This is a genomic window from Shewanella putrefaciens (genome assembly GCF_016406305.1).
Lineage (GTDB): Bacteria > Pseudomonadota > Gammaproteobacteria > Enterobacterales > Shewanellaceae > Shewanella > Shewanella putrefaciens_C.
In genome coordinates this window covers 4548741-4575397 of record NZ_CP066369.1, presented here as the reverse complement: position 1 = coordinate 4575397, position 26657 = coordinate 4548741, and the positions used below count along the sequence as shown (strand labels likewise).

The 26657-nt window shown below is 45.3% G+C and carries 26 protein-coding genes; 23 read left to right on the top strand and 3 right to left on the bottom strand.

Going from position 1 to position 26657, the window contains the following annotated elements:
* Positions 1-446 precede the first annotated feature (446 nt).
* The 5 genes from rpmH (at position 447) to mnmE (ending at position 4274) form a co-directional block, all read left to right on the top strand.
* Complete coding sequence (rpmH, locus tag JFT56_RS19845; protein ID WP_006083827.1) at positions 447-584, top strand: 50S ribosomal protein L34; 138 nt, start codon at positions 447-449, stop codon at positions 582-584.
* Between the two features lie 15 nt (positions 585-599).
* Positions 600-956: a ribonuclease P protein component gene (gene rnpA / locus JFT56_RS19840; RefSeq protein ID WP_198781716.1), complete on the top strand. Its 357-nt coding sequence runs from the start codon at positions 600-602 to the stop codon at positions 954-956.
* Complete coding sequence (yidD, locus tag JFT56_RS19835; RefSeq protein WP_011070421.1) at positions 923-1177, top strand: membrane protein insertion efficiency factor YidD; 255 nt, start codon at positions 923-925, stop codon at positions 1175-1177. The genes rnpA and yidD overlap by 34 nt, the downstream gene beginning before the upstream one ends.
* Before the next feature lie 3 nt (positions 1178-1180).
* A complete protein-coding gene (gene yidC / locus JFT56_RS19830) occupies positions 1181-2806 on the top strand; it encodes a membrane protein insertase YidC (protein WP_198781714.1) in 1626 nt (541 codons plus the stop codon).
* Positions 2807-2912: 106 nt separating this feature from the next.
* Complete coding sequence (mnmE, locus tag JFT56_RS19825; RefSeq protein ID WP_198781712.1) at positions 2913-4274, top strand: tRNA uridine-5-carboxymethylaminomethyl(34) synthesis GTPase MnmE; 1362 nt, start codon at positions 2913-2915, stop codon at positions 4272-4274.
* A gap of 86 nt (positions 4275-4360) precedes the next feature.
* Here the strand turns inward: mnmE and JFT56_RS19820 are convergent, their stop codons facing one another.
* Positions 4361-5908, bottom strand: a complete 1548-nt coding sequence (locus JFT56_RS19820) for an oligopeptide:H+ symporter (RefSeq protein WP_198781710.1) — start codon at positions 5906-5908, stop codon at positions 4361-4363.
* Positions 5909-6089: 181 nt separating this feature from the next.
* On the opposite strand from JFT56_RS19820, the gene mioC reads away from it, so the two are divergent.
* The 18 genes from mioC to glmS all read left to right on the top strand — a co-directional run bounded on the left by mioC (position 6090) and on the right by glmS (position 25254).
* The gene (gene mioC / locus JFT56_RS19815; protein WP_198781708.1) at positions 6090-6530 is read left to right on the top strand and encodes an FMN-binding protein MioC; all 441 of its coding nucleotides are present in this window, start codon (positions 6090-6092) and stop codon (positions 6528-6530) included.
* Between the two features lie 440 nt (positions 6531-6970).
* Entirely contained in the window at positions 6971-8860 is a 1890-nt protein-coding gene (mnmG, locus tag JFT56_RS19810; RefSeq protein WP_198781706.1) for a tRNA uridine-5-carboxymethylaminomethyl(34) synthesis enzyme MnmG, read from the top strand.
* A gap of 117 nt (positions 8861-8977) precedes the next feature.
* Positions 8978-9598, top strand: a complete 621-nt coding sequence (gene rsmG / locus JFT56_RS19805) for a 16S rRNA (guanine(527)-N(7))-methyltransferase RsmG (protein WP_198781705.1) — start codon at positions 8978-8980, stop codon at positions 9596-9598.
* A 74-nt stretch (positions 9599-9672) separates the two neighbouring features.
* The gene (locus JFT56_RS19800; RefSeq protein WP_198781703.1) at positions 9673-10461 is read left to right on the top strand and encodes a ParA family protein; all 789 of its coding nucleotides are present in this window, start codon (positions 9673-9675) and stop codon (positions 10459-10461) included.
* Positions 10462-10470: 9 nt separating this feature from the next.
* Positions 10471-11349 carry a ParB/RepB/Spo0J family partition protein gene (locus JFT56_RS19795; protein WP_198781701.1) on the top strand — a complete coding sequence of 293 codons (879 nt, stop codon included), beginning with the start codon at positions 10471-10473 and terminating at the stop codon, positions 11347-11349.
* 225 nt (positions 11350-11574) lie between these two features.
* Complete coding sequence (locus tag JFT56_RS19790) at positions 11575-11958, top strand: ATP synthase subunit I (protein WP_198781700.1); 384 nt, start codon at positions 11575-11577, stop codon at positions 11956-11958.
* A 12-nt stretch (positions 11959-11970) separates the two neighbouring features.
* On the top strand, positions 11971-12765 hold the full coding sequence (gene atpB, locus JFT56_RS19785) for a F0F1 ATP synthase subunit A (protein ID WP_198781698.1): 795 nt from the start codon (positions 11971-11973) through the stop codon (positions 12763-12765).
* 63 nt (positions 12766-12828) lie between these two features.
* Positions 12829-13080, top strand: a complete 252-nt coding sequence (atpE, locus tag JFT56_RS19780; RefSeq protein WP_006083840.1) for a F0F1 ATP synthase subunit C — start codon at positions 12829-12831, stop codon at positions 13078-13080.
* A 37-nt stretch (positions 13081-13117) separates the two neighbouring features.
* Complete coding sequence (gene atpF, locus JFT56_RS19775) at positions 13118-13588, top strand: F0F1 ATP synthase subunit B (protein ID WP_006083841.1); 471 nt, start codon at positions 13118-13120, stop codon at positions 13586-13588.
* A 15-nt stretch (positions 13589-13603) separates the two neighbouring features.
* Positions 13604-14137 carry a F0F1 ATP synthase subunit delta gene (gene atpH, locus JFT56_RS19770; RefSeq protein ID WP_198781696.1) on the top strand — a complete coding sequence of 178 codons (534 nt, stop codon included), beginning with the start codon at positions 13604-13606 and terminating at the stop codon, positions 14135-14137.
* 14 nt (positions 14138-14151) lie between these two features.
* Positions 14152-15693: a F0F1 ATP synthase subunit alpha gene (atpA, locus tag JFT56_RS19765; RefSeq protein ID WP_198781694.1), complete on the top strand. Its 1542-nt coding sequence runs from the start codon at positions 14152-14154 to the stop codon at positions 15691-15693.
* Between the two features lie 50 nt (positions 15694-15743).
* Positions 15744-16604: a F0F1 ATP synthase subunit gamma gene (gene atpG, locus JFT56_RS19760; protein ID WP_198781692.1), complete on the top strand. Its 861-nt coding sequence runs from the start codon at positions 15744-15746 to the stop codon at positions 16602-16604.
* Positions 16605-16639: 35 nt separating this feature from the next.
* Positions 16640-18031, top strand: a complete 1392-nt coding sequence (gene atpD, locus JFT56_RS19755) for a F0F1 ATP synthase subunit beta (protein ID WP_198781690.1) — start codon at positions 16640-16642, stop codon at positions 18029-18031.
* A 36-nt stretch (positions 18032-18067) separates the two neighbouring features.
* Entirely contained in the window at positions 18068-18496 is a 429-nt protein-coding gene (locus tag JFT56_RS19750; protein WP_198781688.1) for a F0F1 ATP synthase subunit epsilon, read from the top strand.
* Between the two features lie 196 nt (positions 18497-18692).
* The gene (gene glmU, locus JFT56_RS19745) at positions 18693-20075 is read left to right on the top strand and encodes a bifunctional UDP-N-acetylglucosamine diphosphorylase/glucosamine-1-phosphate N-acetyltransferase GlmU (RefSeq protein ID WP_198781686.1); all 1383 of its coding nucleotides are present in this window, start codon (positions 18693-18695) and stop codon (positions 20073-20075) included.
* A 224-nt stretch (positions 20076-20299) separates the two neighbouring features.
* Positions 20300-22408 (top strand): TonB-dependent receptor, encoded by a 2109-nt coding sequence (locus JFT56_RS19740; protein ID WP_198781685.1) that lies wholly within the window; start codon positions 20300-20302, stop codon positions 22406-22408.
* Between the two features lie 201 nt (positions 22409-22609).
* Positions 22610-23380: a DeoR/GlpR family DNA-binding transcription regulator gene (locus JFT56_RS19735; RefSeq protein ID WP_007652285.1), complete on the top strand. Its 771-nt coding sequence runs from the start codon at positions 22610-22612 to the stop codon at positions 23378-23380.
* A 44-nt stretch (positions 23381-23424) separates the two neighbouring features.
* Positions 23425-25254 (top strand): glutamine--fructose-6-phosphate transaminase (isomerizing), encoded by a 1830-nt coding sequence (gene glmS / locus JFT56_RS19730; protein ID WP_198781683.1) that lies wholly within the window; start codon positions 23425-23427, stop codon positions 25252-25254.
* A gap of 109 nt (positions 25255-25363) precedes the next feature.
* Here the strand turns inward: glmS and JFT56_RS19725 are convergent, their stop codons facing one another.
* Both JFT56_RS19725 and JFT56_RS19720 read right to left on the bottom strand, forming a co-directional pair.
* Positions 25364-25567 (bottom strand): DUF2061 domain-containing protein, encoded by a 204-nt coding sequence (locus tag JFT56_RS19725; RefSeq protein WP_198781682.1) that lies wholly within the window; start codon positions 25565-25567, stop codon positions 25364-25366.
* 183 nt (positions 25568-25750) lie between these two features.
* Positions 25751-26653 carry a 1,4-dihydroxy-2-naphthoyl-CoA synthase gene (locus JFT56_RS19720; RefSeq protein ID WP_007652282.1) on the bottom strand — a complete coding sequence of 301 codons (903 nt, stop codon included), beginning with the start codon at positions 26651-26653 and terminating at the stop codon, positions 25751-25753.
* Between the last annotated feature and the right edge of the window lie 4 nt (positions 26654-26657).

Here is a 26657-nt window from a genome sequence, read left to right as displayed (position 1 = left end):
TAAGTTATCCCCAAAAGATCATCAAAAAAGAGGTGTATTCTATAGCGAGATCTCAATGATCGCTATCCTTAAAAAATATTTATCCCCAGCGGGATCATTCTATGTGGATATCCTCGATCATCAAAGATCAAAATCGATCCTTTTATTAAACAATTAGCGCAAATCCCGCTTTATTAAGCGATCCACATTGATCTATAATGGCGGCCCTTTGATCGAGTCAAAGATCCCCTTTACTACTAGATGTAGTAGCCGTACACAGAGTTATCCACATCTTATGGTGTATTGCGGGGATGGATCTTAGGACACGCTGGCAGAAATAAACCACTTACCGACTTTCGTTGTTGACGGGAACAAGTAAAGTGATTACAATTCGGCCTCTTTTTTGCCCTTACCTCTAATAACTAGAGATAAGGAATGTTCACTAATAACAAAGACGGATTGCCATCATGAGTAAACGTACTTTTCAACCTAGCAACCTGAAGCGCAAGCGTTCTCACGGCTTCCGCGCTCGTATGGCTACTGTAGGCGGCCGTAAGGTGCTTGCACGTCGTCGTGCGAAAGGTCGCGCTCGTTTATCTGCTTAATAAGTGGATAACTAGTTGACTAGCTATACCTTTACGCGGGAGTTACGTTTGCTAACTCCCGCGCAATTTAAATCTGTATTCTCCAATCCCATCAAAGCATCTTCTGCTGAAATTACCTTGCTCGCTATTCCTAACTCGGAACAACATCCGCGTCTGGGCCTTACTGTTGCTAAACGCTATGTAAAACGCGCCAATCAACGTAATCGCATTAAGCGCGTCATCAGAGATAGTTTTCGTTTAAATCAACACGACATCCCTCACCTCGATATCGTTGTGCTGGTCAGAAATGGCGTGATGGAAATGGAAAACACAGAAATCAACAAATTGATAGAAAAGCTATGGCGCAAACTCAGTCGCCGCTACAATGGCTAGCGACCACGTTAATTCGTGGCTATCAAATCTTCATTAGCCCTATACTGGGCCCTCGTTGTCGTTTCAATCCCACTTGCTCTCATTACGCCATTGAAGCAATAAAAGTGCACGGAACCGCGAAAGGTTGTTGGTTTGCATTGAAACGCATATTAAAATGTCACCCTTTACATCCCGGCGGTAGCGATCCCGTCCCCCCTAAAAATGACAGGTGTAATAAATAGGCTATGGAATCTCAACGCAATATATTGCTCATAGGACTACTGTTTGTCAGCTTTTTGCTGTGGCAACAGTGGCAGGCAGACAAAGCTCCTAAACCCGTTGCAACCGAATCGTCCCTAGTGGCGAATGCGGCTAGCACTCACAGCGCCGATGTTCCAGAAGCAGATACAGGTGTGCCAGCAGCCGTCGCTGCAACTCAAAATATTATTACGGTAAAAACCGATCAACTCGATGTACAGATCAACCCAGTGGGTGGCGACATCGTTTTTGCAGCGCTAGTTTCACACAAGATGGAACAGGGTAAAGACCAACCTTTCGTATTGCTTGAGCAAACAAAGGATTACACTTATATTGCCCAGAGTGGCCTTATTGGCCGTGATGGTATCGATAGCAGTGCCAAAGGTCGTGCAGCATTCACCACCTCGGCAACTGAATTTACCTTAGCCGAAGGTCAAGATACCTTAGAAGTGCCATTAACCTATGTGGCAGATAACGGTGTAACTTACACTAAAGTCTTCGTATTCCACCGCGGCAAGTTTAACGTCGATATCGATTACAAGATCAACAACACCTCGGCAACACCACTGCAAGTTCAGATGTACGGTCAGATTAAACAAACGATTAAACCATCTGAAAGCAGCATGATGATGCCAACCTACCGCGGTGGCGCATTCTCAACACAAGATGTGCGTTATGAGAAGTACAACTTCGAAGACATGGCCAAAGGCAACCTGAACCAAGCCACGTTAGGCGGTTGGGCTGCAATGCTACAGCATTACTTTGTTTCAGCTTGGATCCCACCGGCAACCGATAGCAACACCATTTTCTCGAGTGTGAGCGCAGGCGGTTTAGCTAATATTGGTTTCCGCGGCGCGGTATACGATATAGCACCTAGTGCGACTCAAGAAATTAGCTCGCAATTCTATGTTGGTCCTAAGGATCAAGCGGCATTATCAGCGATTTCAGAAACCTTAAACCTAGTGGTTGATTACGGTTTCCTCTGGTGGTTAGCTGTGCCTATTCACTGGCTATTGATGTTCTATCAATCATTCGTCGGTAACTGGGGCGTGGCAATTATCCTGATCACCTTAACCGTTCGTGGTTTACTGTTCCCGCTGACTAAAGCGCAGTACACCTCAATGGCTAAGATGCGTAACCTACAGCCAAAACTGCAGGATTTGAAAGAACGCTTCGGCGATGACCGTCAAAAGATGGGTCAAGCCATGATGGAACTGTATAAGAAGGAAAAAGTTAACCCCATGGGTGGCTGTTTGCCGATCATTTTACAGATGCCAATCTTCATTGCCTTGTACTGGGTATTGTTAGAAAGCTTCGAACTGCGCCATGCGCCATTTATGTTATGGATCCACGACTTATCGGTACAAGATCCTTACTACATTCTGCCGCTGCTGATGGGCGCGTCGATGTTTGTGATGCAAAAAATGCAACCTATCGCACCGACTATGGATCCAATGCAAGTCAAGATGATGCAGTGGATGCCAATGATCTTTACCGTATTCTTCCTATGGTTCCCATCGGGTCTAGTGCTGTACTGGTTAGTGGGTAACATAGTTGCCATCATCCAGCAGAAGATTATTTATGCAGGTCTAGAGAAAAAAGGCTTAAAATAAGCCCTAGCTTTAGCAACGCATAAAGTGAAAACAACACTAAAGGCGGCTTAATTAGCCGCCTTTTCCTTTACATCATTTGGTAGATATTAGTTTGGTGGGTATTTCCGTGACAACTGACACTATCGTGGCTCAAGCCACCGCGCCCGGACGTGGCGGCGTTGGCATAATTCGAATTTCAGGTGACAAAGCAACGGATGTTGCCATGGCAGTTTTAGGTCATCTACCTAAGACCCGCTACGCCGACTATTGCGATTTTAAAAGTGCCTCAGGCCAAGTGATAGACCAAGGCATAGCGTTGTTTTTTAAAGGTCCTAATTCCTTTACCGGTGAAGATGTATTAGAACTTCAAGGCCACGGCGGGCAAATCGTTCTCGATATGCTGATCAAACGTGTATTGGAAGTCGAGGGCATTCGTATCGCTAAACCGGGTGAATTTAGCGAACAAGCCTTTATGAATGACAAGCTGGACTTGACCCAAGCCGAAGCCATTGCCGATCTTATCGATGCAACCAGTGAACAAGCTGCCAAAAGCGCGCTGCAATCGCTGCAGGGTGAGTTTTCAAAGGAAGTCCACGAGCTGGTGGACCAAGTCACTAACCTGCGTTTATACGTTGAAGCCGCGATTGATTTCCCCGATGAAGAAGTCGACTTTTTAAGCGATGGCAAAATTGCCAACGCTCTCTATAAAATCATCGACAAACTTGACCTAGTACAAGCCAGTGCTAAACAAGGTTCTATCATCCGCGAAGGCATGAAAGTCGTAATTGCTGGCCGCCCGAATGCCGGAAAATCCAGTCTATTAAATGCCTTAGCAGGTAAAGAATCGGCGATTGTCACCGAAATAGCTGGTACCACCCGGGATGTGTTACGCGAACATATCCATTTAGATGGCATGCCGCTGCATATTATCGACACCGCTGGTTTGCGAGATACTACAGATACGGTCGAACAAATTGGTATCGAGCGCGCCTGGAACGAAATTAATAGCGCCGATCGCGTGCTATTTATGGTCGATGGCACTACTACAGCCGCTGTCGATCCCCATGATATTTGGCCGGATTTTATCGATCGCCTGCCCGCCAATTTGGGCGTGACCGTCATTCGCAATAAAGCCGATCTCACCGGTGAAGACTTAATGATGACCGAAGAGCAAGGTTATAGCGTCTATCGGATTTCAGCCAAAACAGGACTAGGTGTTGAAGATCTAAAACAGCATTTAAAGTCACTCATGGGCTATCAAAGTAATCTCGAAGGCGGCTTTATCGCCCGTCGCCGTCATCTCGAAGCACTCGAGATAGCCGCAAGTCATTTGCAACTAGGCAAAGAACAATTAGAAATTTACCTCGCTGGTGAACTTTTAGCGGAAGAACTCAGAATGGCGCAGCTCGCCCTATCTGAAGTTACCGGCCGTTTTACCTCAGACGATCTACTCGGCAAAATTTTCAGCTCATTCTGTATCGGTAAATAATATTGTTTTAAAAGTGAGATAACCCGATAAAAAATCAGCCCGTTTAGGGCTGATTTTTTTTATATCTTTACTCTTTATCTAAAGCATCATACCTGTCGATAATGATCCTGCATTTGATATGAGCGGGCGTAAAGTGCAAATATCAGTGCCGCAAAGATGGCAAAACCCGCAAAGAAAAACATTTGGAACGCCGTAACGCTCATACCGGTTTGCACTATTTGTTCGGTAACCGCAGGGCTCTTGACGCTCACATTGGCGAGTAATACCCAAAGGTTGCCCACTGTCACCGAAAGAGTCCAAAAACTCATAATTGTGCCTTTCATCGCTTTAGGTGCTTGGCTATAAGCAAATTCTAGCCCAGTAGCCGAAACCAATACTTCACCAAATGTCAGCAAGGCATAGGGTAAAATCTGCCAAAAGATAGAAAGGGCCGAACCACCATCCATCATCAATTGGATACTGCCGACCACAATCCAACTTAAACCTGTGATAGCAATCCCCGCCCCCATTTTACGTAGCGCTGTTAGCTTTATCCCCATGCGTTCAATCGCAGGATATAAAACAAAATTATTAAATGGGATCAATAGCATGACTAATAATGGATTCAAGGCCTGCATCATTGCAGGCTCAAACCATTCAGGCTTAGTCATATCGTTAGCCTGTAAAATCCAGGTCGATGCCTTTTGATCGAATAAAGACCAAAACGGGGTAACTAAGGCAAATAACACTAAAATACGCAATACAGATCGAACACCATCTACAGCGTGATCAGGGTGGATCCCTCTAGCCCTTTCAAGCTGCAATGAAGCCCCTACACCGATAAAGCCCATAATGAGTACCAGTGCACAGCATAAACCCGCCACAATACCTAAAGTAGGAATATTCACTAAGGCATAGGCTGCTGACACTAAGCCAATTAAAGCGAGTACCAAACCCACGTTGGCTTGGCCAGCGACTTTAGTCAGTAAAGCTGTTCGGATCACAGGTAAAAAACCATGGGGATCTTTAGGTTCGGGTGGCATATGTACATAACGCTTGCGGCCTAACCAAAAAAATACGGTTGCAATAAACATCAGTACGCCAGGGATCCCAAATGCGACCGCAGCGCCAAAATTCTTCAACAACAATGGCATAGATAAAGAAGCGAAGAAAGAACCAAAATTGATCGTAAAATAAAACATATCAAAGGCCTTCTGGGCCAAAGATTTGTTTGTTTGATCAAATTGATCTCCCATAAAGGAAGAAACCAAGGGCTTAATGCCACCGGAGCCAAGGGCGATCAAAAATAGTCCAGTATAGAAGCCTTGAATACTGTGCTCAAAAATGGCGAGAAAAGCATGACCAACACAATAAATTAAGCTAAGCCACAGAATTGTATTGTATTTTCCAAAGAAACGGTCAGCAATCCAACCACCTAGTAATGGGAAAAAATACACCCCAATGACAAAGGAATGGAACACATCCTTTGCCATAGCACCACGGAGATGTTCAGGCACAGATAGCAAGAGTGCCGTCATCAAGAAGGGCGTTAAAATGTTGCGCATTCCATAAAAGCTAAAACGCTCACAAGCTTCACTGGCAATGATATAAGGGATTTGGCGTGGCCACTTTGGCGACTGAACAGGAGCTGTCATCGATTATCCTATTATAATTTTTATAAAAACCTTCCGGTCATGATGTATAAAGCACATATGGGCGCCAAAGACACTAACAGACTGCGGAGCATATTTGCCTAAATTTATACAAAAAACGTGGCAAATCCGATGTAAACACCACCAAATAGCAAAAATTTAACGACCACAGAGAGCAGTAATAATGACAAAAATCGCTATTTTAGTAGGAACAACCTTAGGCAGTAGTGAATATATAGCCGATGAAATGATGGGTCAATTAAAGGCCTTAGGCCATGAAGTCAGTAGTTATCTTAGTCCTACCGTAAGCGAATTAACCTCGTACACATATTGGATTGTTGTTTGTTCAACCCACGGAGCAGGCGATCTACCCGACAATATTCAACCCTTCTGCAATGAAATCACCCTAAAAAACCCCGATCTCTCCCATGTAAATTTAGCCCTGTGTGCCATTGGAGATTCCAGTTACGACACTTTCTGCCAAGGTCCAGAAAAGTTAATTGATGCCCTAAAATACTGCGGTGCAAAAGTGTTTGTGGATAAGATCCAGATCGATGTACAACAGGATCCAGTGCCAGAAGACCCAGCCCTCGCATGGTTAGCGCAATGGCAAGATCGTATTTGAGATCACAATCAGGCTTAATCAAGGAACAACCCACAGTTTAGATCCTATTTATCCACAATTTACTTATTTTCGGTATAAATATGTGGATAAACTATTATTTAGATCTGATCAACCTCTGTGCTATTCACACTCAGATCCGCTCAATGATCCACCTTGTGGATAAGTAGCGGATCTATCCCCACCTTATATCCCATTAGATCGCGATCAGATCACAGGATCAAAAACGCGTTATCTATTGATTTAAATGAGTAAATAACCTTATACACAGAAAACAGCGATCCTAATAGTAAACATAATAAGAAGATCTATATAAAGATCTTAAGATCTATTAGTCCGGATCAACCCGATCGAACAAGGTAAAATGATCATTCACCTAGCTCAAAGCAAATGCTAAAATGATCGGCTCGTGTTGAGTCTCTTAAGTTATTAAAGGTAGTGTCATGCATTTTCATGAACGGTTTGATGTTATTGTTGTTGGTGGTGGTCATGCCGGAACTGAAGCCGCATTGGCAGCTGCAAGAATGGGTTCTAAAACATTATTACTAACGCACAATATCGATACGTTAGGACAAATGTCATGCAACCCAGCAATTGGGGGTATTGGTAAAGGCCATTTAGTCAAAGAAATTGACGCCCTAGGCGGTGCTATGGCGATTGCAACCGATTATGCAGGGATCCAATTTCGTACTTTAAACTCGAGTAAAGGCCCAGCCGTTCGTGCAACACGTGCTCAAGCTGACCGCGCTTTATACCGCCACAAAATCCAAAATATGCTGCAAAATCAGGCTAATTTGCGGATATTCCAACAAGCTGTAGACGATCTTATTGTTGAAAACGATCGAGTGATCGGCGTAGTGACTCAAATGGGATTAGCCTTTGAATCGCCAGCGATCGTATTAACGACAGGCACATTTTTAAGCGGAAAGATCCACATAGGCTTAGAAAACTACAGCGGTGGCCGTGCAGGTGATCCACCAGCCATTGCACTTGCACATCGTTTACGCGAGTTACCCATACGTGTTGGCCGTTTGAAAACGGGTACACCACCGCGTATCGATGCAAACACAATCGATTTTTCTCAAATGGCTGAACAAAAAGGCGATTCTCCATTGCCTGTCATGTCATTTATGGGGGATGTAAGCCATCACCCTAAACAAATTTCCTGTTGGATCACCCACACCAATGAAAAAACCCATGACATTATTCGTGGTGGTTTAGACAGAAGTCCTATGTATTCAGGGGTGATTGAAGGGATTGGTCCACGTTACTGCCCTTCTATCGAAGACAAGATCCATCGTTTTTCAGACAAATCCTCGCACCAGATCTTTATCGAACCCGAGGGATTAAATACCACTGAAATTTATCCAAACGGGATATCCACTAGCTTGCCATTCGATGTGCAGTTAAATCTCGTACGTTCGATCAAAGGTATGGAACACGCGGAAATAGTTCGTCCAGGTTATGCGATCGAATACGATTACTTTGATCCACGGGATCTTAAAAATTCATTAGAGACCAAAACGATCAATGGTTTATTCTTCGCAGGCCAAATCAATGGCACTACCGGTTATGAAGAAGCGGCTGCCCAAGGTTTACTCGCAGGCATGAATGCTTCACTGCAAGTTCAAGGTAAAGAGGCCTGGTGTCCACGTCGCGACGAAGCTTACTTAGGCGTATTGGTTGACGATCTATCGACCCTAGGGACAAAAGAACCCTACCGCATGTTCACTAGCCGCGCTGAATACCGTTTGTTATTGCGCGAAGACAATGCCGATTTACGTTTAACCGCTAAGGGTCGTGAACTCGGATTAGTGGATGATGCTCGTTGGGCAGCATTCAGTCAGAAATTAGAATCCATTGAACTTGAGTTACAACGCTTACGTGCTCAATGGGTGCATCCAAATTCACCTTTAATCCATGCGTTAAACCCGCACTTAAATACGCCGATCTCCCGCGAGGCCTCCTTTGAGGAATTGTTGCGCCGTCCGGAAATGGATTACAGCAAGTTGATGCAGATCGATGGTTTTGGGCCCGGACTTGAAGATCCACAAGCCGCCGAGCAAGTGCAGATCCAAGTTAAATACTCTGGCTATATTCAACGTCAGCAAGAAGAGATCAACAAAGCTGTTCGTAATGAAAACACAGGGTTACCCTTAAATCTCGATTATAAAGAGGTTCCAGGTTTATCAAATGAGGTGATCGCAAAACTGAATAACCACAAGCCGGAAACCATAGGTCAAGCATCACGGATCTCTGGTATTACCCCTGCGGCGATTTCAATTTTACTGGTTCACCTTAAAAAGCGTGGCTTATTACGCAAGAGTGCGTAAATGCTAGCTTAATCGGCAGTTTGGTCGCAGAAGGGAAGCATTCATGCTTCCCTTCGACGTTTCAGGGCTTCATAATAGCCTTCGCGTTCATAATCGTATCTTTGTTGAGGTTGCTCAGTGTTATCAGCCCAGTTAGAGGCTTATTTAGCCGCAATTAATTTGCCCGCAACAGCGGAGCAGAAAAAACAACTAATTGATTTTGTTGGCATGCTCAACAAGTGGAATAAAGCCTATAACCTGACGTCGGTGAGAGATCCCGAGGCCATGTTGATCCGTCATATTATGGATAGCTTAGTCGTATCAAAGCATTTACAAGGTGAGCGTTTTATCGATGTAGGTACAGGCCCTGGTTTACCCGGCATTCCGCTGGCGATCATGAACCCAGATAAAACCTTTGTGCTGCTCGATAGCTTAGGTAAACGCATCCGTTTTCAAAAACAAGTCGCTTTTGAGCTGGGCATTCACAATATCAGTTCGGTGGAAAGCCGTGTCGAGGCCTATCAGCCCGAGCAAAAATTCGATGGGGTGCTTAGCCGTGCCTTTGCATCGATTCAAGATATGTTGACTTGGTGCCATCATTTACCCACCGAAAATGGGCAATATTATGCCCTTAAGGGCCAGTTAAATGATGAGGAAATGCAGCAAATCCCCGCTGGATTTGTGGTTAAAGATATCATCGAGCTCAAAGTGCCAAAACTCGATGAGCAGCGACATTTATTAAAAATAATCAAAGAATAACAGGCTTAAAGCTCCTTCTATTGTGTGGATTTTTAAGTAGGCAATAAACCAGAATTTACATACAGGGTGATATTGTGGGTAAAGTAATTGCCGTGGCTAACCAGAAAGGTGGCGTAGGAAAAACAACTACTTGCGTTAACTTAGCTGCTTCGTTAGCCGCAACAAAACGCAAAGTGCTACTGATAGATCTCGATCCACAGGGCAATGCCACTATGGGCAGTGGTGTCGATAAATACGACGTCGAAAATACGGCTTACGAATTGCTGGTTGAAGATAAACCCTTCGATGAGATCGTCGTTAAAAATACCGCGGGTAAATATGATCTTATTGCCAGTAATGGCGATGTGACGGCTGCTGAAATCAAGCTGATGGAGTTTTTTGCCCGTGAGATCCGTTTGCGTAATGCCCTCGCACCGATAAAAGATCAATACGATTATATCTTTATCGACTGCCCTCCTTCGCTCAACATGCTGACGGTCAATGCGATGTCCGCCGCCGATTCTGTATTGGTGCCTATGCAATGCGAGTATTTTGCCCTTGAAGGCTTAACGGCGCTTATCGATACCATTACCAAGTTAGCGGCTTTTGTGAATCCAGGACTTGGTATCGAAGGGATTCTACGCACTATGTACGATCCCCGTAACCGTCTCTCAAATGATGTGTCCGATCAGCTAAAACAACATTTTGGCGATAAGGTCTATCGAACTGTGATCCCGCGTAATGTCCGATTAGCGGAAGCGCCCAGTTTTGGGGCTCCTGCTATGTATTACGATAAGTCGAGCGCGGGTGCTAAAGCCTATTTGGCGCTCGCAGGGGAAATGATCCGCCGTTCAGAACAGAAAACTCAGGCTAAGCAAGCGTAAAGGATCACCATGACGTTAAAGAAAAGAGGATTAGGCAAAGGGTTAGATGCCTTGCTGAGTAACAGTCACGCTGCCAGTAAAAAGCATTCTGAGGAAGTGACTGTTACCGATAAAAAAGAAGAACTTATCCATCTTGATCTGGATCTTCTGCAACCGGGTAAGTATCAACCGCGTAAAGACATGTCTCCCGAAGCCTTGGAAGAACTGGCGCACTCTATCCGCAATCAAGGCATTATTCAGCCTATCGTTGTAAGACAAGTCGCAAACGATATGTATGAAATTATTGCGGGTGAACGCCGTTGGCGCGCCTCGCAACTGGCGGGTATCAGTAAAATTCCTTGTATTGTCAAACAAGTACCCGATGAAGCCGCCGTCGCTATCGCTTTGATTGAAAACATTCAGCGTGAAGATTTAAATGCCATGGAAGAAGCCATTGCATTGCAACGTTTAATGCAAGAGTTTGAGCTGACTCACCAACAGGTTGCCGATGTTGTGGGAAAATCCCGAGCGAGTGTATCTAACTTGCTACGATTAAACGGCTTGAATGAGCCTGTTAAGCGTTTACTCGAATATGGCGATATCGATATGGGCCATGCTCGTGCTTTGTTAGCAATTGAAGGTGAAGAACAGACAAATCTAGCGAGATTAGTGGCTGCCAAGGAATTAACCGTTCGCGAAACTGAACGATTGATTAACCAAACCTTAAATCCGCCCAAACCTGCCGAAACTACGACTAAAGATCAAGATGTTTGTCGTTTAGAGCAGCAGTTAATTGAAAGATTAGGTGCAAAGGTTTCTATCGCTCATGGCAGTAAGGGCAAAGGTAAAATTGTAATTAACTATCAGAATCTGGCTGAATTAGACGGAATTCTTAGCAAAATTCATTAATGTCTGTAGATTAACAGTTTTTAATGTAAATTTGTGACAGATGTTAATTTTACATTTTGACTGTTTTGACGCTATATCACGTTAAAAGTGTTGTTTTTCCTTATCTCAAAGTTGCAATGAAGGCGTGAAAAGGTATACTTTCGCAAGCTTTTTGTGCATCGACAAAAATACGGATATTTGTCATCCGGTCATCGAAACAAAAAGTATGAATGCGGAGAGGATGAGTTGAGTAAGGTTTTAGCGCGTCGTGGCCGGTGGTCAGCCTATAAATTGGTGTTGATGCAGGCGGCGGTCGCTGGGGGTGCTTCAATTCTCTTTTTCGCCGTGTGGGGAGTTCAGTTTGGCTATTCTGCATTAGCAGGTGGTTCAATCGCTGTGCTCCCTAATTTTGTATTCGCGACCCTCGCTTTCTCCCATACGGGAGCAAGTTCAGCTGCAAAAGTCATTAAGACTTTTTACTGGGGGGAAGCGGTAAAGTTGCTGTTAACCATCGCTATGTTTTCGTTTGTGTTTATCAATCTTAAGGTCGCTTTTATGCCACTTTTTGTTTGTTACGTGCTGACGTTAATCGTGCATTGGACAGCTCCTTTATACTTCAAGCAAAGTTAAGTGGGATGAATCATGGCTGCAACTGGTGAAGCGTTAACACCGCAGGGCTATATCCAACATCACCTTACCAACTTAAGTGTTGGTGAAGGTTTTTGGACATGGCACATTGATTCGTTGTTCTTTTCGGTTGGTCTTGGTGTTCTGTTCCTGTGGATTTTCCGCAGCGTTGGTAAAAAAGCGACTTCCGGTGTTCCTGGTAAGCTTCAATGCTTTATCGAGATGATCGTTGAGTTCGTAAATAACAGCGTGAAAGAAAGTTTTCATGGTCGCAATGCCCTGATCGCGCCTTTAGCTCTGACCATTTTTGTATGGGTATTCATGATGAACTTCATGGATATGATCCCTGTCGATTGGCTGCCTCACGCAGCTGCTTTAGCAGGTATCCCTTATCTTAAAGCGGTTCCGACAACTGACGTAAACATCACCTTCAGCTTAGCTATCGGTGTGTTTGTGCTGATTATTTACTACAGCATTAAGGTCAAAGGCGTGTCTGGGTTTGTTAAAGAACTGACGCTACAGCCCTTTAACCATAAGGCAATGATACCCGTCAACCTCCTATTAGAGACTGTTACTTTAATTGCTAAGCCAATTTCATTGGCATTGCGACTTTTTGGTAACTTGTACGCAGGTGAGTTGATCTTCATCCTTATTGCGCTGATGTATGGTACCAACTTGTTATTATCTTCCCTGGGTGTGACTCTGCAGCTAGGTTGGTTAATTTTCCACATTTTGGTTATCACGCTGCAGGCGTTTATCTTCATGATGTTGACCATTGTTTATTTAAGCATGGCCCATGAAGATCATTAAGGATTGCTGAAGAAATTTTAAACTAAATCATCAACTAATTAGATTTAGATACTGGAGATACAGATGGAAACGATTTTAGGCATGACAGCTATCGCTGTTGCTCTGCTGATTGGTATGGGTGCTCTTGGTACTGCAATCGGTTTCGGCTTATTAGGTGGCAAGTTCCTGGAAGGCGCTGCGCGTCAACCAGAAATGGCTCCTATGCTGCAAGTTAAAATGTTCATCGTAGCGGGTCTACTCGACGCCGTAACTATGATCGGTGTTGGTATCGCATTATTTATGCTGTTTACCAACCCGCTGGGTGCAATGCTGTAAAAAACGCTTCTGTCTTAACTCTAAATAGGAGGCTGTTGTGAATTTCAACGCTACCCTAATCGGTCAGACGGTCGCCTTTATCATCTTCGTGTGGTTCTGCATGAAGTTTGTATGGCCCCCTTTGATGAATGCCATCGAAGAGCGCCAAAAAAGGATTGCTGACGGTCTAGCTGATGCTGATCGTGCGGTAAAAGACCTGGAGTTGGCACAAGCGAAAGCGACTGACCAACTAAAAGAAGCCAAGGTAACTGCTAACGAAATTATTGAGCAAGCGAACAAACGCAAAGCGCAAATAGTTGAAGAAGCAAAAACCGAAGCAGACGCTGAGCGTGCAAAAATCATCGCTCAGGGTAAAGCAGAAATTGAAGCTGAACGTAATCGCGTGAAAGAGGATCTGCGTAAGCAGGTTGCTACTCTTGCCATCATGGGTGCTGAGAAGATCCTTGAGCGTTCTATTGATCCAGCCGCCCACAGTGACATAGTTAATAAACTAGTCGCTGAAATTTGATAAGGGAGTTGAGTTATGGCTGAATTAACCACCATCGCTCGCCCTTACGCAAAGGCAGCTTTTGACGTTGCTGTTGAACATAACGCAGTGGATAACTGGGCCGAAATGCTCACGTTTGCCGCGCTGGTCAGTGAAAACGAAACCATGCAGCCGCTGCTAGCTGGCTCTTTAGCCAGTACAAAACTCGCCGCACTCTTTATTAGTGTCTGTGGTGAGCAAATCAATGAGCAAGGTCAAAACTTGATAAAGGTAATGGCTGAAAACGGTCGCTTAAAGGTACTACCTGCTGTATCTCAGTTATTTACTGAATACCGTAATGAGTGGGCAAAAGAAGTGGAAGCCGACGTGGTTTCTGCAACTGAGCTGAGCTCTGAACAACAACAGCAGATTGGTATTTCTTTAGAGAAACGTCTCGCACGCAAAGTTAAGCTGAATTGCAGCACTGACGCCGCGCTCATCGCCGGTGTAATTATTAAGGCAGGTGATCTAGTCATTGATGGCTCGGTCCGCGGTAAATTATCGCGTCTGTCTGATAAGCTGCAGTCGTAATTGGGAGTTTGAGCATGCAACTGAATTCCACTGAAATCAGCGATCTGATTAAGCAGCGGATCGAGCAGTTCGAAGTCGTTAGCGAATCTCGTAACGAAGGTACTATCGTTGCGGTAAGTGACGGCATCATCCGCATCCACGGCCTAGCCGACGTGATGCAAGGTGAAATGATCGAACTGCCTGGTAACCGTTTTGCAATCGCGTTGAACCTTGAACGTGATTCTGTCGGTGCCGTAGTAATGGGTCCTTATGCTGGTTTAGCAGAGGGCGTAAAAGTTAAAACTACAGGCCGTATTCTGGAAGTTCCAGTCGGTCGTGGTCTACTGGGTCGCGTAGTTAACACTCTGGGTGAACCTATTGACGGTAAAGGACCTATCGATAACGATGGTTTCTCTCCTGTTGAAGTGATTGCTCCTGGTGTTATTGAACGCCAATCAGTATCACAACCAGTACAAACTGGTTATAAAGCCGTTGACTCTATGATCCCAATCGGTCGTGGTCAGCGTGAATTGATCATTGGCGACCGTCAAACTGGTAAAACAGCGATGGCGATCGACGCAATTATCAACCAGAAAGATTCTGGCATTAAATGTGTGTATGTAGCGGTTGGCCAAAAGGCTTCTACTATCGCTAACGTAGTACGCAAGCTAGAAGAACATGGTGCTTTAGCTAACACTATCGTTGTAGTTGCAACTGCTTCTGAAGCTGCTGCTCTGCAATTCTTAGCGCCATACTCTGGTTGTTCTATGGGTGAATACTTCCGCGACCGCGGTGAAGACTCTTTGATTGTATACGATGACCTGTCTAAGCAAGCAGTTGCTTACCGTCAGATTTCGTTACTGCTAAAGCGTCCACCAGGCCGTGAAGCTTACCCAGGTGACGTATTCTATCTACACTCTCGTTTACTTGAGCGTGCTTCACGCGTAAACGAAATCTATGTAGAAAAGTTCACTAAGGGTGCAGTAACTGGCAAAACCGGTTCTTTAACCGCATTGCCTATTATTGAAACTCAAGCGGGTGACGTATCTGCATTCGTACCGACCAACGTAATTTCTATTACTGACGGTCAGATCTTCCTTGAGACCGATCTGTTTAACTCAGGCCTACGTCCTGCGGTTAACCCAGGTATTTCTGTTTCTCGTGTTGGTGGTGCGGCTCAGACTAAGATCATCAAGAAACTGTCTGGTGGTATTCGTACCGCACTAGCACAGTATCGTGAACTTGCTGCGTTCTCACAGTTTGCATCTGATCTTGACGATGCAACTCGTGCTCAGCTAGAGCATGGTGTGCGTGTTACCGAACTGATGAAGCAAAAGCAATATGCTCCTATGAGCGTAGCGGCTCAGTCTGTGTCTATTTTCGCAGCTGAGAAAGGTTACCTGAAGAGTGTTGAGCTGAAGAAGATCGGTGATTTCGAAGCCGCTCTGCTCTCGTTCATGAACAGCGAGCATGCTGCTTTAATGAAGCTTATTAACGAAACTGGCGATTATAACGCTGAGATCGAAGCTGAATTAAAAGCTGGCCTCGACAAGTTCGTAGCAACCCAAACCTGGTAACAATGATAGAGGTGTCTTAAGACACCTCAGGTCCAGATTGGAGAGTAGAGATGGCCGGCGCTAAAGAGATTAAAACCAAGATCGCGAGTGTGAAAAACACTCAGAAGATCACGTCCGCCATGGAAATGGTGGCAGCCAGCAAAATGCGCAGAGCGCAGGAACGCATGGCTGCGAGCCGTCCATATGCGGAAAGCATGCGTAAGGTGATCGGTCACGTAGCGCAAGGTTCTCTCGAATACAAACACCCCTATTTAGAGGTGAGAGAGGCTAAGCGGGTTGGTTACATAGTTGTAGCAACCGACCGTGGCCTTTGTGGTGGTCTGAACGTTAACCTTTTCAAGAAGGTTGTCGCAGACGTGAAAAGCTGGAAAGCCCAAGGTGCAGAATTTGAATTTTGCCCAATTGGTGCCCGTAGTGTGCAGTTTTTCAAAAGCTTCGGCGGACAAGTATCGGCACAAGCATCGGGTTTAGGTGATGCACCTAAATTGAATGACTTGATTGGTACTGTGCAGGTCATGCTTGAAGCTTACAACGAAGGCAAGCTGGATCGTCTGTATGTAGTGTTTAACAAGTTTGTGAACACTATGACGCAGACTCCTGTGATCGAGCAGCTGCTACCTTTGCCTAAATCGGAAGATGATGAGGTTGCTCATCGTTGGGACTATATCTACGAGCCTGATCCAAAAGAACTTTTGGATACCTTATTGGTTCGTTATGTAGAATCTCAAGTTTACCAAGGTGTTGTTGAAAACATTGCTTCTGAACAAGCTGCCCGTATGGTGGCGATGAAGGCGGCAACGGACAACGCTGGTGAGCTTATCAACGACTTGCAACTGGTCTATAACAAGGCCCGTCAGGCTGCGATTACGCAGGAACTGTCGGAAATTGTTTCTGGTGCCTCTGCGGTTTAGGTTAGGTAACGAATACAAGTTTTAGAGGATTAATCATGAGCACAGGTACTGTTGTCCAAGTGATTGGCGCGGTTGTGGACGTAGAGTTTCCACAAGATGCCGTACCTCAGGTATATGACGCTCTGAAGATCACAGGTGAAGGCGCCTGTAATGGTTTGGTGCTGGAAGTTCAGCAACAACTAGGTGGTGGTGTAGTTCGTACCATCGCTATGGGTTCTTCTGATGGTCTGCGTCGTGGTCTTGAGGTAGTAAACTCAGGTTCACCTATTTCTGTTCCGGTAGGGGCTGCGACCCTTGGCCGTATTATGAACGTTTTAGGCGAGCCTATTGATGAAGCGGGTCCAATCGGTGAAGAAGAGCGTTATGTTATTCACCGTAGTGCGCCTTCATATGAAGATCAATCGAACACTACTGAACTGTTAGAGACGGGTATCAAGGTTATCGACCTTGTATGTCCATTCGCTAAGGGTGGTAAAGTAGGTCTGTTCGGTGGTGCGGGTGTTGGTAAAACAGTTAACATGATGGAACTGATTAACAACATCGCTAAAGCTCACTCGGGTCTTTCTGTATTCGCCGGTGTAGGTGAACGTACTCGTGAAGGTAACGACTTCTACTACGAGATGAAAGATTCTGGCGTTCTCGACAAAGTGGCCATGGTTTATGGTCAGATGAACGAGCCACCAGGAAACCGTTTACGTGTAGCACTGTCTGGTCTGACAATGGCTGAGAAGTTCCGTGACGAAGGTCGTGACGTACTGTTGTTCGTTGACAACATTTACCGTTATACCTTAGCCGGTACAGAAGTATCTGCACTGTTAGGTCGTATGCCTTCTGCGGTAGGTTATCAACCGACTCTGGCTGAAGAAATGGGCGTTCTGCAAGAACGTATTACTTCAACTAAGACTGGTTCTATTACCTCTGTACAAGCGGTATACGTACCTGCGGACGACTTGACTGACCCGTCACCAGCAACAACCTTCGCTCACTTAGATGCGACTGTTGTACTGTCACGTCAAATTGCTTCTCTGGGTATTTACCCAGCGGTTGACCCATTGGATTCGACTTCTCGTCAATTAGATCCATTGGTTGTTGGCCAAGAGCATTATGACGTCGCTAACGGCGTGCAAACTGTACTGCAACGTTATAAAGAGCTGAAAGACATTATTGCGATTCTGGGTATGGACGAATTGTCAGATGATGACAAGACCACTGTATTCCGTGCTCGTAAGATTGAGCGTTTCTTATCTCAGCCTTTCTTCGTAGCAGAAGTCTTTACTGGATCTCCTGGTAAGTACGTTTCTCTGAAAGACACTATCCGTGGCTTTAAGGGTATTCTGAATGGTGAGTTCGATCACCTACCAGAACAAGCGTTCTACATGGTTGGCTCAATCGATGAAGTTATCGAGAAAGCTAACAAAAAGAAATAACTAAGTAGTCATACTTAGTTTTTTAAGGAGAACGGGATGGCAGCCATGACAGTACAACTTGATATAGTCAGCGCAGAGAGCAACATCTTCTCTGGTCGCGTAGCTAGCCTACAAGTGACCGGTTCTGAAGGTGAGTTGGGCATCATGCATGGCCACGCTCCACTGTTAAGCTATATCAAACCTGGCATGGCGCGCATCGTCAAGCAAGACGGCAGTGAAGAAGTGTTCTACCTTTCAGGTGGTTTACTGGAAGTACAACCTTCTTCTGTTTCCGTATTGGCTGATGTGGTTATGCGTGCCAAAGATATTGATGAGCAAGCGGCATTAGAAGCTAAGCGTCGTGCAGAAGCCCATATGGCAACTGCAGGTGCTGACTTCAATTATGACGCGGCTATGGTTGAGTTAGCGAAAGCAATGGCTCAATTACGTGTTGTTGAAACCATCAAGAAAAACATTGCCAGATAAGGTTATTGTTTGAGAAAAAAGGCGACCATAGGGTCGCCTTTTTTGTGCCTAAAAATGAGGTGATTGGCATTCTTGCATGTCTTTAATGGATTAGCATCGCTATCCACTTCGCTTTTCGATGGGCTTTCCGTTAAAATTGCGCCACAAAATCGACCTCAGTTTTTAATCCTCTTGGGATTTGTTCAAGGATATGGCAATGGCATTAAATGTAGTGATCTTAGCGGCTGGCAAGGGAACACGGATGCGCTCTGATCTTCCTAAGGTATTACATCCTATCGCCCATAAAAGCATGGTGCAGCATGTCATCGATACCGCCCATAGCATTGGCAGTGATGCGATTCAATTAGTCTACGGTTATGGCGCCGACAAGTTACAAACCAGTTTAGGTGAGCAACAACTTAATTGGGTATTGCAAGCCGAGCAATTAGGCACGGGTCATGCGGTCGCACAGGCGATTCCAAATATTGCTGATAGTGATACTGTGCTTATTCTGTATGGTGATGTGCCGTTGATCCAAGCATCGACCCTAGAATCCTTACTCGCCGCCCGCCCTGAAAATGGTGTGGCTATCTTAACGGTGAATTTAGCCAATCCTATGGGTTATGGCCGTATCGTCCGTACTCCTTGCGAAGGTCAACAACAGGGGAAAGTCGTCGGCATTGTTGAACAGAAAGATGCTAATGCAGAGCAGTTGCTGATCAACGAAATTAACACCGGCATTATGGCGGTTCCGGGCAAACAACTTAAAACTTGGCTGAGTCGTTTATCCAATAACAATGCCCAAGGCGAATATTATCTAACGGATATTATTGCCATGGCGCATGCTGATGGTGTAGCCATTGATACTGCCCAGCCACAATCGGCGATTGAAGTGGAAGGCGCCAATAATCGCGTGCAACTTGCGCAACTTGAACGTGCTTACCAAGCCCGTGAAGCTGAAAAACTGATGTTGGCAGGGGCTAACCTTCGCGACCCACATCGCATCGATATCCGCGGTGAAGTCACTGTCGGTATGGATGTGATGATCGATATTAATGTGATATTCGAAGGTAAAGTGGTACTGGGTAATAATGTCACGGTTGGTGCTGGCGCGATTTTAATCGATTGCGAGATTGCCGATAATGCCGAAATCAAGCCTTACTCTATTATCGAAGGCGCTAAACTTGGGGTCGCTGCCAGCGCAGGCCCATTTGCCCGTCTACGCCCTGGGGCTGAACTTAAGCAAGATGCGCACATAGGTAACTTTGTCGAAGTGAAAAAAGCAGTCATAGGTGTGGGTTCTAAAGCCGGACACTTAGCTTATTTAGGCGATGCCATTATTGGTGATGGGGTTAACATTGGTGCGGGTACTATTACCTGTAACTATGATGGTGCAAATAAACATCTTACTGTTATCGAAGATAATGTGTTTGTCGGCTCAGATACTCAGCTGGTGGCGCCTGTGACTATTGGTAAAGGGGCAACTTTAGGGGCCGGTTCAACCATTACCCGTGATGTGGGCGAAGATGAATTAGTTATCACTCGAGTAAAGCAAAAACACCTGACGGGTTGGCAACGCCCAGTTAAGCTTAAGAAGTAAAATATCCTGCTAAACCTAAAATATAAAAGCGGCTCTGAGCCGCTTTTAGCTTTTATAGGAGGTTAAATTAAGGTTGAATTGATCATGTATGATTTGTTGATTTTTCAGCTTTTTGATGTATATCACACTCAATTGTAAATTCATGTAAAGAAGCTTAAATAAAAACACTTCTCATTTATATTGCCTGCAATTCTAAGACTAAAGGTCTATTTGAGGTGTTGGCAATGGTATTTAATTATTCAGTTGTGGGTTTGGCCGTAGGTGCGGCATTGATGGCTATGCCTGTTATGGCAGAGGCGCCAAACGATGCAAATATTGAGCGCATTAATGTCACTGGCCGTACTTTTAACGATTATAAAGTGGGCACTGCATCCGGCGCTATGCGCGGGGATATCGACTTAATGGATACTCCACAATCCGTTAATGTGATCCCCGATTTTGTTACCGATGAACAGTTGGCCACTAACCTTGCCGAGGTTTTAGTTAACGACTCGAGTGTGACGGCGGGAACCACGCGCTGGAACCGCCAAGTCTTTAGTATCCGCGGTTTTGAGATTGATTCGGGTAATGGTTATCTTATCAATGGCCATCAGCAGTGGTCCCACTATGTACAACCCATTGAAACCCTGCAGCAGGTCGAAGTGTTAAAAGGCCCTTCGAGCATGTTGTACGGCCAATCTGGCCCAGGTGGTTTAGTGAATATGGTCACTAAGAAACCGACCTATGATTCAATGTTAGATCTTGGTTTTGATACGGATGGCTACGGTTCAACCCGTGCTCAGCTTGATGCGGGCGGCAGTTTAAACGACGCACAAAGCATTCGTTACCGCGGAGTTTTAGTTAAGCAAGATACTAAATACTGGCGTGAATATTCGACCACAGAGGAAAACCAAGAGCGTGATCGCTGGTTGGGTTACTTAAACTTAGAATTTGATGTCAGTGATGATGTTCTGTTATCGGTTAAGTACGATCATACCCAAGATAAAGCAGGCATAGATGCGGGTGGCTGGTTAGATAAACAAGGTAATGTTATCGGCGCACGTAAAACCGTTTGGGATGCGCCTTGGGCCTTTACCGATAATACAGTGTCTAACTTAGGTGCCGATCTGACTTGGCAGATGAGTGACGACTGGAAAGTTAAAGTCGGCTATAACGATCAACAATTTAATCGTCAACGTTTTGATTCGGCTCCCCAATACTCTGAAGATCCGTTTACTAATGGTTATAAAATCAAGCCATTCGATCGTTACGACGATTGGCAGCATAAAACCGCTTTCGTGGATTTTACGGGTGAATTTGCCTTAGCTGGCATGGATCATCAATTCCTTCTTGGGGCTAACTACTTAGACTATTTCTACCAGCAGCAAATTCAACGTGGGGCAACTCAAACCGTTATTCCTGGGCAAGCGGTAATTGAGCCGGATCTTGATTACCACAATGGTAATAAAAGTACCCCAAGTGAATACAAGTATTACGGTTTCTATCTGCAGGATTTAATGACCTTAAACGAACAATGGAAATTACTCGCTGGCGTACGCTACGATGAACAGAAAAAAGATGGCTATGGTGAAAATAGCTATGCCGTATCACCTAAGTTTGGGGTGATCTACTCGCCAATGAGTAATGGCAATATTTACGTTAACTATTCAAAAAGCTTTACACCACAGGGTGGTATTATCGACCCCCTAAATGTTAATCATGACACTAACCTAAAACCAGAATACGGCATTCAATATGAACTGGGTACTAAATGGGAATTGTTTGATGACAGCTTGCTATTAACAGCCGCAGTATTTGATATCACGCTGGAAAATATATCTGTAACTGAGCAACTAATACCAAGTGACCCACGAAGTGAAGATGGAAAATACACTTCGATTACTACTCAAGGCGGTGAGCAAAAACACCGCGGTTTTGAAATGGGAGCACAGGGTCAAATCGGTGATAGCTGGTTTGTGACTTCTTCCATGATGTATTTAGATGCAGAGTATCAAACGGGAGATGCCCGTGAAGGTAAAACGCCGGTTGATGCCCCTGAGTGGTCGGCCAATATCTGGACCCGTTACGAAGTGACTGATAATTTTGCGATGAATTTCGGTGCTATTTATGTGGGTGAGCGTTTTGCCGACCTCGATAACACTATTACCAAAGATGGTTATGTGCGTTTCGATATAGGTGCAGCCTACACTATGGCTATCATGGGTAAAGACGTGAGCCTTCGCGTCAACGTGAGAAACCTTTTCGATACCGATTATATCGATGGTGGTCAGTACAATATGGTCACTATCGGCCAAGACCGTAACTTCAGTGTTGCCGTTGAAGCTAAGTTCTAATATTTCCTCAAGTTTTATCTTTAATAAAGCAGTTTATCTCTAGGGGTAAGCTGCTTTTTTATTGGCTGATTTATAAAATCACTATTACAGAAGGATAAAAAATTACGCAGGATCATGCAAAAGTGTGTTTAGTATGACTAGCAAAAAAGTTTCGTTTCACTATAATGCATCTTTCGAAACGAAACTTATCTGAAAGGTTTTATGAACAAACGAAACACACAGCAGCGTCGCCACAGCATAATCACCATATTGAACGAGCAGGGTGAAGTGAGCGTTGATGAACTGTCGTTACGTTTTGAAACCTCAGAAGTGACTATTCGCAAGGATCTCGCCGCGCTTGAGAAAACGGGCCTGCTATTGCGCCGTTACGGTGGCGCCGTGGCGATCCCCGATGAAGTGACCCAACAGTTTTCTGCCAAAATAGCCCCCAATAAATTGTCGATTGCCAAAACTGCGGCCCAGCTGATTAAAGATCACAATCGCATCATTATTGATAGCGGCACGACGACCTCAGGCTTGATTGAACAGCTAAACGATAAGCGTGGGCTGGTGGTGATGACCAATGCCCTGCACCTTGCCAATGCCATCCATGAACTCGAAAACGAGCCAACCTTATTGATGACCGGTGGCACTTGGGATCCGCATTCTGAATCCTTTCAAGGCCAAGTCGCCGAGCAAGTGTTGCGCTCCTATAACTTCGACCAACTGTTTATCGGTGCCGATGGTATCGATCTCGAACGTGGCACCACGACTTTTAACGAGTTAACCGGCCTAAGCAAAGTGATGGCCGAAGTGTCCCGCGAAGTGATCGTTATGGTCGATTCAGACAAAATTGGTAAGCGGATCCCTAACTTAGAGTTACCGTGGGCCAAGGTCAGTGTGCTGGTTACCGACTCACGTATCGACGAGAGTGCGCTCAAACAAATTTCAGATCAGGGCGTGCGAGTCATGCTAGCGCCCTATGCTCATTAGACAAAATAGCTTAACAACTTCATTTTAATTTATAGGTAAAGACTATGTGTGGAATCGTAGGCGCCGTGGCGCAAAGGGATGTGGCTGAAATTCTGGTAGAAGGCTTACGCCGCTTAGAATATCGCGGATATGACTCCGCAGGCGTTGCCGTTATTCACAATGGTGAACTGAGTCGCACGCGCCGCGTGGGTAAAGTACAAGAATTAACCACAGCATTAAATGAATCGCCATTAGCGGGCGGAACCGGTATTGCGCACACTCGTTGGGCAACCCACGGTGAACCGAGTGAACGTAATGCTCACCCGCATTTATCGGAAGGCGATATTGCGGTAGTGCACAACGGTATTATCGAAAACCACCATAAACTGCGCGAAATGCTTAAAGGTTTGGGCTATCAGTTTAATTCTGATACCGACACTGAAGTGATTTGTCACTTAGTGCACCATGAGCTGAAAAGCCACAACACTTTGCTTGGTGCCGTTCAAGCGACAGTGAAACAACTCGAAGGTGCCTATGGCACAGTGGTTATCGACCGTCGTGATAGTGAACGTATGGTAGTGGCTCGCTCAGGTAGTCCCTTGGTGATTGGTTATGGCCTAGGTGAAAACTTTGTCGCCTCAGACCAACTGGCACTCTTACCTGTGACTCGCTCATTCGCCTTCTTAGAAGAAGGTGATGTAGCCGAAGTAACTCGTCGCAGCGTCAGCATTTTCGACTTAAACGGTAATGCCGTTGAGCGTGAAATTAAAGAATCTGAAATCACCCACGATGCCGGTGACAAAGGCGAATATCGCCACTATATGCTGAAAGAGATTTACGAGCAGCCATTGGCACTGACGCGCACCATCGAAGGTCGTATCGCCAATAAGCAAGTGTTAGACACGGCTTTTGGTGAAAAAGCAGCTGATTTCTTAAAAGATATCAAACACGTACAAATCATCGCCTGTGGTACTAGTTACCATGCGGGCATGGCGGCGCGTTATTGGTTAGAAGATTGGGCGGGCGTGTCTTGTAACGTCGAAATCGCCTCTGAATTCCGTTATCGCAAGTCGCACTTATTCCCAAATAGTCTGCTAGTCACTATTTCACAGTCTGGTGAAACCGCCGATACCTTAGCGGCCATGCGCTTAGCGAAGGAAATGGGTTACAAAGCCACATTGACGATTTGTAATGCGCCAGGTTCATCACTGGTACGCGAATCAGACATGGCTTACATGATGAAAGCGGGCGCCGAAATTGGCGTGGCATCCACTAAAGCCTTCACAGTACAGCTTGCTGGCTTGCTAATGCTGACTGCGGTGATCGGTCGTCACAATGGCATGTCTGATCAAATGCAGGCCCAAATCACTCAAAGCCTACAATCTATGCCAGCTAAAGTGGAACAAGCTTTAGGCTTAGATGCTGCGATTGCCGAACTGGCGGAAGATTTTGCCGATAAACACCATGCGTTATTCCTTGGCCGTGGCGATCAATACCCGATTGCGATGGAAGGTGCGTTAAAGCTGAAAGAGATTTCTTATATTCATGCCGAAGCCTATGCCTCTGGCGAATTAAAACACGGCCCACTGGCGCTTATTGATGCCGATATGCCAGTGATCGTCGTTGCGCCAAACAATGAATTGCTCGAAAAACTCAAATCGAATGTTGAAGAAGTGCGTGCCCGTGGCGGTCTAATGTATGTGTTTGCCGATGTGGATGCCGAGTTTGAGTCGGATGACACCATGAAGGTAATCCCAGTGCCACACTGTGACATCTTTATGGCGCCACTGATCTACACTATTCCTTTACAGCTATTGTCGTACCATGTTGCATTAATCAAAGGCACCGACGTGGATCAACCACGGAACTTGGCAAAGTCTGTAACTGTAGAATAAATAAGAGTATTTAAATAAGAAACCGCCTTTGTTGGCGGTTTTTTTATATAGAGTTCACCATAAACGACGACTAACTTACTGCAAAGTAGAATGCTGGTGGCTTAGCTTGTTATGCTGGAACGGCCTCTAGCTCGTGCTGCTTTTTTGTCTCAATGCGTTTCCATACTTTATCGTGGAAGTAAAACACCACAGTGTTGATGGCGGGTTCAACTAAGGCCACAGCGCCACCGACGAGAACACTGCCGGTTAATAAATAGGTAACGGTAAAAGCGACGCTAAAGTGTAATACGGCAAAAGTCAGTGTCTTGGTCATGATCTTGTCCTCTAAATGGGCTCCCAGCGGGAATACTCAGATGATAACAATTCTCATTAAAATTAAAAGCCATGTTTTCAGATTAGTTTAAACGCTTTTATCTATTTATCCGTGGTAAAAAACATAAAGCCCTCACGATGGAGGGCTTTGAGCATTTAAACGTAAATTAATGCGATTCTAAAACTAGTAATGCCAAGGGAAGGCTGAAAAATCTTGATCGCGCTTTTCGAGGAAGGCATCGCGCCCTTCCTGTGCTTCGGCGCTGGCATAGGCTAAACGCGTCGCTTCCCCGGCAAAAAGTTGCTGGCCGACCATGCCATCGTCGGTCATGTTAAAGCCGTATTTAAGCATCCGCATAGCCGTAGGTGATTTAGAGTTAATCTCTTTGGCCCACATTAATGCTTCAGTTTCTAGCTCAGCATGGGGGACGGACTTATTGACCATTCCCATGGCAAATGCTTCATCGGCGCTGTAGTTAAAACCGCAGAAGAAGATTTCGCGGGCGCGTTTTTGGCCGATCATCTTGGCTAAATATGCGCTGCCATAACCTGAGTCGAAGCTCGCAACATCGGGATCGGTCTGCTTAAATATGGCGTGTTCTTTCGAGGCTAAGGTCAAATCGCACACTACGTGTAGACTATGGCCGCCGCCAACGGCCCAGCCAGGCACAACGGCGATAACGACTTTAGGCATAAAGCGGATCAGACGTTGCACTTCTAATATGTGTAGGCGTCCCATTCTCGCGAGATCGGCTTTACCTTCTTCGGCGCCTTCGTATTTATAGCCATCTTTGCCGCGGATACGTTGATCGCCACCGGAGGAAAAGGAATATTGACCTTTAGCCGAGGGGCCATTGCCTGTGAGTAATACACAACCTACATCGGACCATTGGCGTGCATGGTCGAGTGCAATGTAAAGCTCATCGACGGTTTTGGGCCTAAAGGCGTTAAGACATTCGGGGCGATTGATGGCAATACGCACTGTGCCGTGGGCTTTGGCTCTGTGGTAGGTGATGTCGTCAAAATTAAATCCACTGACTTCATCCCATAAAGTGGGATCAAAAATGTCTGATACTTGTTGGGTCATGGTA